Below are 8,235 nucleotides of genomic sequence, written 5' to 3' on the forward strand. Positions count from 1 at the left end.
CTGACCCGCGCGGATCAGTTTTTCTCGCCGTAGGGCGCGGCCGCCACGCCCGGCTCGGGGTCGGGATGCCGCCCGGCGTGCTCGATGACGTAGGAAAAGATGCGGCCGTTCTCGTGAGCGAAATCGGCTGCGTCCGAACACACGGTTTCGATGCGGGCGGCGTCTTCCTCGAGCGCCGGGTCGCCCGAATGCAGCTTGTACAGCCACAGCACCACGCCCGCTTTCTGGTCGAGCACCGTGTCGCACAGGCAGTCGTAGAGCGCGTCGAGATTGCCGCCGAAATACTCGGGAAAATCGACCGCCTTGGCAATGGCGCGCAACACGGCCGAGCGGCTGCGCGCCGGGTCGCAGTTGGCCACGTACAGCGCCAGCCCAAGCTCTTTCGCGGCATCGACCACGGCCTGCTTGTCCAGCCCTTCATGGGCAAGCGCGCCGCCGCGCCGCAACTGGCGCTGCAGTGTGGATAGACCGTTGCGAGTCATGCCTGGGCCTCCTTGAAAAAGGCGATCACTTCTTCGTTACGCTGCATCGTATCGGCATAACCCAGTTCTATCAATCGCCTGGTGTAGCTCGCTTCAAACAGCAGATACGACATCAGCGAACCGCCTCCCGGACGGTCGGGATCGGCCGACACGCCGAGCACGCGGAACAGCGCGCGCGCCTGCGTGGGCAGGTCGTCCAGGTGCTCCAGCGCGAGCAGGTCCAGCGACTGGCTGGGCGTGATGCTGAGCACCCGGACCATGCGCAGGCCCGCGCCGGCCTGCGGGTCCACGTGGGCCATGAGATTGTTGAGCCGCTCCAGGCGCTCCACGTCGATCGACAGGCCGTCCAGGAAAATGCTGGACAGCGCATGGCCGCCCACCTGGGCCAGCGAAGGATACGGCGGAGAATCCTCGCGGTTTTCCGGATGCGTCTCGTCGCGAAAGCCCGTGCCGATCACCAGCACGCGGTGCGCGCCCAGGTGGATGGCCGGACTGATCGGCGCGAGCTGGCGCATGGAGCCGTCGCCGCACCATTCGCCCTTGCCGTGCACCTGGACCTGGCGCGCCGGAAACACGAACGGAATGGACGAAGACGCCATCAGGTGGTCGATGCCGATGGCCGCCGGAATGGCGAGCCGCAGATAGCGGTGCCAGGGCTCGATGGGCGTGTGCGCCTGGTAGAAGGTCAGGTGCTCGCCGCTGGTGTAGCCCGACGCCGTGATGGCCAGCGCGGACAGCGCGCCGCTTTCCAGATTGGCCTGCAGGCGGCTGAAGTCCATCACCCGCCCCAGCAGCGCCTCGAGCGGGGCACTGTCCAGCAGCGACTGCGGCCGCTTGCGGGTCAGCCCCGAGTACATCCAGCCCAGCGACAGCAGCCCCAGCCAGCGCACGCCGGTGCGGATCAGGCCGGGCGCGTCGGCGCGGTAGACCATGTCGGTGTTGAGCGAAGACCAGAGGCGGCGGATGCGCCGCACGCCCAGGTGCGGGCGGTCGGCGCGGCAGGCCAGCGCCGCCGCGTTGATGGCGCCGGCCGAGGTGCCGCAGATGATGTCGAAGGGATTGTGGAAACGGGAATGCCAGTCGGGGTCCAGCAGTTCCATGATGGCGCTGAGCACTCCGACCTGGTAGGCCGCGCGCGCGCCGCCGCCGGTCAGGACCAGACCGGTGGGCGTGCGCGCGCACGCCGGGCCCGCGGGCAGTACTTCAACGCGGGGTGTTGGCATCGACCACCGTCATGGCCGTCATGTTGATGATGCGCCGCACGGTGGAACTCGAAGTCAGGATGTGCACCGGCGCGTTGGCGCCCAGCAGGAACGGGCCCACCGCCACATTGCCCCCGGCCGCCGTCTTCAGCAGGTTGTACGCAATGTTGCCCGCATCCACGTTCGGGCACACCAGCAGGTTCGCCTCGCCCTTGAGCGTGGACGACGGCAGAATCCGCATGCGCAGCGCCTCGTCCAGCGCGCAATCGCCGTGCATCTCCCCGTCGATCTCCAGCTCCGGCGCCGCCTCGCGCACCAGCTCCAGCGCCCGCCGCATCTTCGCCCCCGAGGCCGAACTGCCCGAACCAAAGTTCGACCTCGACAGCAGCGCCACCTTCGGCGCCAGGTTCAGCCGCGACATCTCCTGCGCCGCCGCAACCGTGAACTCCGCAATCTGCTCGGCCGTCGGATCGTCGTTGACGTGCGTGTCCACCAGCACCACCGTGCGCTCGTTGAGCAGCAGCACGTTCATCGCCGCGTACACCTTGTGCCCCGGGCGCAGCCCGATCATCTCGTCCACGAACCTCAGGTGATCGTGGTACGCCCCCACCGTGCCGCACACCATCCCGTCCGCATCGCCCAGGTGCACCATCATCGCCCCAATCAGCGTCATGCGCCGGCGCATCTCCACCCGCGCCATCTCCTTGGTGATGCCGCGGCGGCACATCCGCTCCCAGTACGTCGTCCAGTACTGGTGAAACCGCTCGTCGTACTCCGGGTTCGTCACCTCCACGTCCTCGCCCAGCCTCAGCCTCAGCCCCAGCTTCTCGATGCGCGCCAGCAGCACCGACGGCCGCCCCACCAGGATCGGCCGCGCCAGCCCCTCGTCCACCACCACCTGCACTGCCCGCAGCACCCGCTCGTCCTCGCCCTCGGCGGCAAACACAATGCGCGACTTGCCCCCCTCGCGCACCAGCCGCTTGGCCGTCGAAAACAGCGGCTTCATGAACGCCCCCGAGTGATACACGAACTGCTGCAACTGCTCCTCGTACGCCTCCAGGTCCGACAGCGGCCGCGTGGCCACGCCCCCCTCCATCGCCGCCTTGGCCACCGCCGGCGCAATCCGCACGATCAGCCTCGGATCAAACGGCTTGGGAATCAGGTACTGCGGACCAAACGACAGGTCGAACGTCCCGTACGCCGCGGCCACCACCTCGTTCTGCTCCTCCTCGGCCAGCGCCGCAATCGCGTACACCGCCGCCTTCTCCATCTCGCGCGTGATCGTCGTGGCCCCCACGTCCAGCGCCCCGCGGAAAATGTACGGAAAGCACAGCACGTTGTTCACCTGGTTCGGATAGTCCGAACGCCCCGTGGCCATCACCACATCGTCGCGCACCCCGTGCGCCACCTCCGGCAGAATCTCCGGCGTCGGATTGGCCAGCGCCAGAATCAGCGGCCGCGCACCCATCGCCGCCACCATCTCCGGCTTGAGCACCCCGCCGGCCGACAGCCCCAGAAACACGTCCGCCCCCTCGATCACCTCGGCCAGCCGGCGCGCGTCCGTCTTCTGCGCAAACCGCGCCTTGTCCGGATCCATCAGCGTCGTGCGGCCCTCGTACACCACCCCCTCGATGTCCGTCACCCAGATGTTCTCCTGCGGCAGCCCCAGATCCACCATCAGGTCCAGGCACGCCAGCGCCGCCGCCCCCGCCCCGGAGGTCACCACCTTCACCTCGTCGATCTTCTTGCCCACCACCTTCAGACCATTGATGAACGCCGCCGACACACAGATCGCCGTGCCGTGCTGGTCATCGTGAAACACCGGAATCTTCATCCGCTCGCGCAGCTTGCGCTCCACCGTGAAACACTCCGGCGCCTTGATGTCCTCCAGGTTGATCCCCCCGAACGTCGCCTCCAGACCCGCTATGATCTCCACCAGCTTGTCCGGGTCCGTCTCGTTGATCTCGATGTCGTACACGTCCAGGCCCGCAAACTTCTTGAACAGCACCGCCTTGCCTTCCATCACCGGCTTGGACGCCAGCGCCCCGATGTTGCCCAACCCCAGCACCGCCGTCCCGTTGGTGATCACCCCCACCAGATTGCCGCGCGCCGTGTAGCGAAACACGTTCGACGGGTCCGACACGATCTCCTCGCACGCCGCCGCCACACCCGGCGAATACGCCAGCGCCAGGTCGCGCTGGTTGACCAGCGGCTTGGACGCCATGACGGACACCTTGCCGGGCACCGGGTACTGGTGATAGTCCAACGCGGCCTGGCGATCGGCGGTCTGGGAATTCATGGAAAAGCCTCCGGAGTTGTCGATGAGGCTAGATTCTAGGACCGGAAACATAATGTATTTATTCGTCTTTGCTATTCTTCCATAAGAAACACCTTATGGATCTGTCATGACCGCGTTCGACCCCGATGAAGCGCTGCACCGGCTCACCTCCCGTCTCAAGATGCGCCACCTGATGCTGCTGCTGAGCATCGAGCAGCAGGGCTCGCTGACGCGGGTGGCCGAAAAGATGGCGACCAGCCAGCCCGCCGTGACCAACGCGCTGGCCGAGCTGGAAAACACCTTCGGCGTGCCGCTCTTCGCGCGTTCGGTGCGCGGCATGCGGCCCACGGCCCTGGGCCAGGTGGTGCTCAACCGCGCCCGCGCCCTGGTGCACGACCTGGGCCAGCTCGTGCAGGAAATGGACGCGGTGGCCTCGGGCCACGCGGCGCACCTGCGCATCGGCGCGATTCCCTTCGTTTCGGGCCAGATGCTCTCCGAGGCCCTGGGCCGCACGCTGCCGCGGGGGCGGCGCATCACGGCGACCATCCACGAGGGCCTGGGCCCGGCCCTGCTCGCGCAACTGCGCGACCATACGCTGGACATCGTGGTGGGCTGGGCCGCGCCCTCGGCGGACCTGGAAAACGTGGCGGTGGAAGTACTGTACCGCCAGCAGCCGCGCCTGATCGCCAGCCGGCGCCTGGCGGCCCGGCTGGGGCGCGAACGGCCCGCATGGACCCGCCTGGCCGACCTGGACTGGATACTCGGCACGCCCGGCAGCCCCATCCGCGAACAGGTGAACGAGATCTTCCTGCGCGCCGGGCTGGCGCCGCCCGCGCCCGCCGTGCAGACCGACTCCTCCAAGCTCATCGGCGAACTCATCGTGGCCACCGACCGCGCCGTCTCCATCCTGCCCGCCGACATCGCCGAGGAGCTGGTGCGCATCTCGGGCGCCGCCATCGTGCCCTACACGCTGGACTGGACGCTGCCGCCCATTTCGCTCTTTACCCGCGCCGACGGCCTGCGGCGCGAGGCCGACGCGCTTTTCGCCGACGCCTTGCGCGAGATCTATACCCGCGGCCCGCGCGGCTGAGTGCGCGGCGGTTTCAGCGTCTAGAATAAAAGGGCCGCGCCCGCGCGGCTTCCCCTCCGGCGCCGCCGGCCACCAGGAGGCTCAGGACGATGACGCAGGTTCGGATGCAGCGCCCACAGGATTTCCCCCACTGGCACCGGCTTTCCGTCGACGAGGCGCTCGAGGCCCAGGTCAGCAGCCGGTCGGGACTGTCGCACGATCAGGTGCGGCGGCGCCAGGAAACCTACGGCCCCAACGCCCTGCCTCCGCCCGAACGCCGCAGCGCCGCGCTGCGTTTCCTGGACCATTTCAACGATGTCCTGATCTACATCCTGCTGGCGGCCGCCGCGCTGACCGCCTTCATGAAGCATTGGCTCGACTGCCTGGTGATCCTGGCCGTGGCGCTCACCAACGCGATCATCGGCCACGTGCAGGAAAGCAAGGCCGAGCGCGCCCTGGACGGCATACGCAACATGCTGTCCAACCACGCGCGCGTGGTGCGCGACGGCCAGAAGGCGGAGATCGACGCCGCCGAGCTCGTGCCGGGCGACATCATCATCCTGCGGCCCGGCGACAAGGTTCCGGCCGATGCCCGCCTGTTCGACACCCACGGGCTGCGGGTGGAGGAATCCATCCTGACGGGTGAATCGGCCGTGGTCGACAAGCACGAAGACCCGATTCCCGGCGAGCCGCCGCTGGGCGACCGGCGCAACCTGGCGTATTCCGGCACCCACGTCAGCGCCGGCAACGCGCGCGCCGTGGTGGTGGCCACGGGCCAGGATACCGAGATCGGCCACATCAACCGCATGATGAGCGACGTGCGCGCGCTGCAGACGCCGCTGCTGCGCCAGATGAAGCAACTGGGCAGGCGCATCTTCCAACTGGTGGTGGCGCTGGTGGCCGTGCTGTTCCTGGCGGGCCGCTTCGTGCTGGGGATGCCGTTGCCCGAGCTGCTGATGTCGCTCATCAGCATCGCGGTGTCGGCGGTGCCGGAAGGGCTGCCGGCCATCATCTCCATCATCCTCTCGCTCGGGGTGCAGCGCATGGCGCGCAACAACGCCATCATCCGCAAGCTGCCTACCGTGGAAACGCTGGGCGCCATGACCGTCGTGTGCTCCGACAAGACGGGCACGCTCACCATGAACGAAATGACGGCCACCCGCGTGCTGCTGGCCTCGGGCAGCTACGCGGTCACCGGCGACAGTTGCGGGCCCGAGGGCCGCATCCTGCGCGAGGCCGACGGCGCGCCGGCGGACGCGGCCCGCGACGAATGTCTGCGCCGCTTCCTGCGCGCCGCCGCCATCTGCAACGACAGCCAGCTCCGCCAGGACGAAGACGGCCGCTGGCGGATCGTGGGCGGCCCCACCGAAGGCGCGATGATGGTGCTGGCGGCCAAGGCGGGCCAAAGCCTGGAAAACGTCAAACGGCTGGGCAAGATTCCCTTCGACTCGGCCTACAAATACATGGCGCGCCGTGCCGAAGACCAGGGCGAGCCCCTGATCTTCGTCACGGGCGCGCCGGACGTGCTGTTCGATCTGTGCGACCGCGAACAGGGCGAGGCCGGCCCGCGGCCGCTGCGCCGCGATTACTGGGAACACGGACTGCGCGAATACGCCCACCAGGGCCTGCGCACCCTGGCCGCGGCATACCGCCAGGGCGAGCCCGGGGCGGACGAGCTCGACCACGGCGACATCCGGCACGGGCTGGTGCTGCTGGGCGTGGCGGGCATCATGGACCCGCCCCGGCCCGAGGCGGTGCAGGCCATCGCCCACTGCCGCCAGGCCGGCATCAAGGTCAAGATGATCACCGGCGATCACCCCGAAACCGCGCTCGCCATCGGCGCCATGCTGGGCATGGAGCACACAGGCGAAGCCGTCACGGGCGCCCAACTGCAGGGCGTGGACGACGCGGCCCTGGCGCGGCTGGCGCGCGACCACGACATCTTTGCCCGCACCAGCCCCGAGCACAAGCTGCGGCTCGTGCGCGCGCTGCAGAGCCAGGGCGAAGTGGCCGGCATGACGGGCGACGGCGTCAACGACGCGCCGGCGCTCAAACAGGCCGACGTGGGCATCGCCATGGGCATCAAAGGCACCGAGGTCACCAAGGAGGCCGCCGACATGGTGCTGGCCGACGACAACTTCGCCTCCATCGCCCACGCGGTGCGGGAAGGCCGCCGCGTCTACGACAACCTGCGCAAGACCATTCTCTTCATCCTGCCCACCAACCTGGGCCAGGCCCTCATCGTCATCGCCGCGCTGCTGGCGGGCGCGCTCGCGCCCCTCACGCCGCTGCAGATCCTGTGGATGAACATGGCGACGTCCACCACGCTGTCGTTCGGGCTGGCGTTCGAGCCCGGCGAGCCAGGCAGCATGCACCGGCCGCCGCGCGACCCGCACAAATCCATCCTGGACGGCTACGCGCTGTGGCGCATCGCCTTCGTGGGCCTGCTGTTCACCATTTCCGCGTTCCTCATCGAAAAAAGCCTGGCGGCCGCGGGCCGCGACCCGGACTTCATCCGCACCGTCACCCTGCAGACCCTGGTCACTTCGCAATGGACGTACCTGTTCAACTGCCGCATCCAGGAGCGCTTTTCGCTCACCCTGTCCATGTTCCGCAACAAGGCGCTATGGCTGGTGACGGTGGCGCTGGGCCTGCTGCAATGCGCCGTGATCTACCTGCCGTGGATGAACAAGATCTTCGGCACCGTGCCCCTGCCGCCCGCCTACTGGGCCCTCACCGTGGCCGTGGCGGCGGTCGTCTTCGTGCTGGTGGAGATCGAGAAATTCGTCGTGCGGCACTGGCATGCGCGGCGCCTTTCGAGGTTGGCCGCGACATGAGCCCGCCGGGCCGCTTTTTCCTTCCGCCCTGCGCGCTCGCCGGCGAGCAGGCCGCGTCCGGCTTCGCGTTCGAGCATCCCGCGCTGGACCTTCCCGGGCTGGCGGCGGACGTGCGGTCGCTCTATGCCCGGGCCACCGCACGGGCCGACGCGCTGGCCTGCGACGCCCTGCCGCCGACCTCGGGCGGATTCCTGCCCCGGCATGCCGGGGCGGCGCGCAGGCCCGCCGCCCCCCCTGAACCGAGGAGCGCCATGCTGTTGCGACACACCCCCGAAGTCTGGACGTCTTTTCCTTCCCTGGCCGCCGGCGCGCTGCAGGTGCGCGGCATCACGTCCGCGCCCGTCCGGGCCGCCGCATGCGAGGCGCA

Annotated in this window: 5 protein-coding genes and 1 pseudogene; 3 read left to right on the top strand and 3 right to left on the bottom strand. The window is 68.6% G+C overall.

Annotated features, from left to right (window positions below; genetic code table 11):
- Positions 1 to 14: 14 nt before the first annotated feature.
- Genes AD428_RS18890 through AD428_RS18900 form a run of 3 tightly spaced genes read right to left on the bottom strand, consistent with a single transcriptional unit; the run spans position 15 to position 3,983 of the window.
- Positions 15 to 482 (bottom strand): barstar family protein, encoded by a 468-nt coding sequence (locus tag AD428_RS18890; protein ID WP_053246203.1) that lies wholly within the window; start codon positions 480 to 482, stop codon positions 15 to 17.
- On the bottom strand, positions 479 to 1,705 hold the full coding sequence (locus tag AD428_RS18895; protein ID WP_053246204.1) for a patatin-like phospholipase family protein: 1,227 nt from the start codon (positions 1,703 to 1,705) through the stop codon (positions 479 to 481). The genes AD428_RS18890 and AD428_RS18895 overlap by 4 nt, the downstream gene beginning before the upstream one ends.
- Positions 1,686 to 3,983 (bottom strand): NADP-dependent malic enzyme, encoded by a 2,298-nt coding sequence (locus tag AD428_RS18900; protein WP_053246205.1) that lies wholly within the window; start codon positions 3,981 to 3,983, stop codon positions 1,686 to 1,688. Before AD428_RS18900 ends, AD428_RS18895 begins: the two co-directional genes overlap by 20 nt.
- 106 nt (positions 3,984 to 4,089) lie before the next feature.
- On the opposite strand from AD428_RS18900, the gene AD428_RS18905 reads away from it, so the two are divergent.
- The 3 genes and pseudogenes from AD428_RS18905 to AD428_RS18915 form a co-directional block, all read left to right on the top strand.
- Positions 4,090 to 5,052 (top strand): LysR substrate-binding domain-containing protein, encoded by a 963-nt coding sequence (locus AD428_RS18905; RefSeq protein ID WP_053246206.1) that lies wholly within the window; start codon positions 4,090 to 4,092, stop codon positions 5,050 to 5,052.
- A 104-nt stretch (positions 5,053 to 5,156) separates the two neighbouring features.
- Positions 5,157 to 7,868: a cation-transporting P-type ATPase gene (locus tag AD428_RS18910; RefSeq protein WP_235490972.1), complete on the top strand. Its 2,712-nt coding sequence runs from the start codon at positions 5,157 to 5,159 to the stop codon at positions 7,866 to 7,868.
- Positions 7,865 to 8,235 (top strand): annotated as a pseudogene (locus AD428_RS18915) (hypothetical protein); the annotation flags it as partial. The gene AD428_RS18910 and the pseudogene AD428_RS18915, both read left to right, overlap by 4 nt.

Source organism: Achromobacter sp. DMS1, from assembly GCF_001270295.1.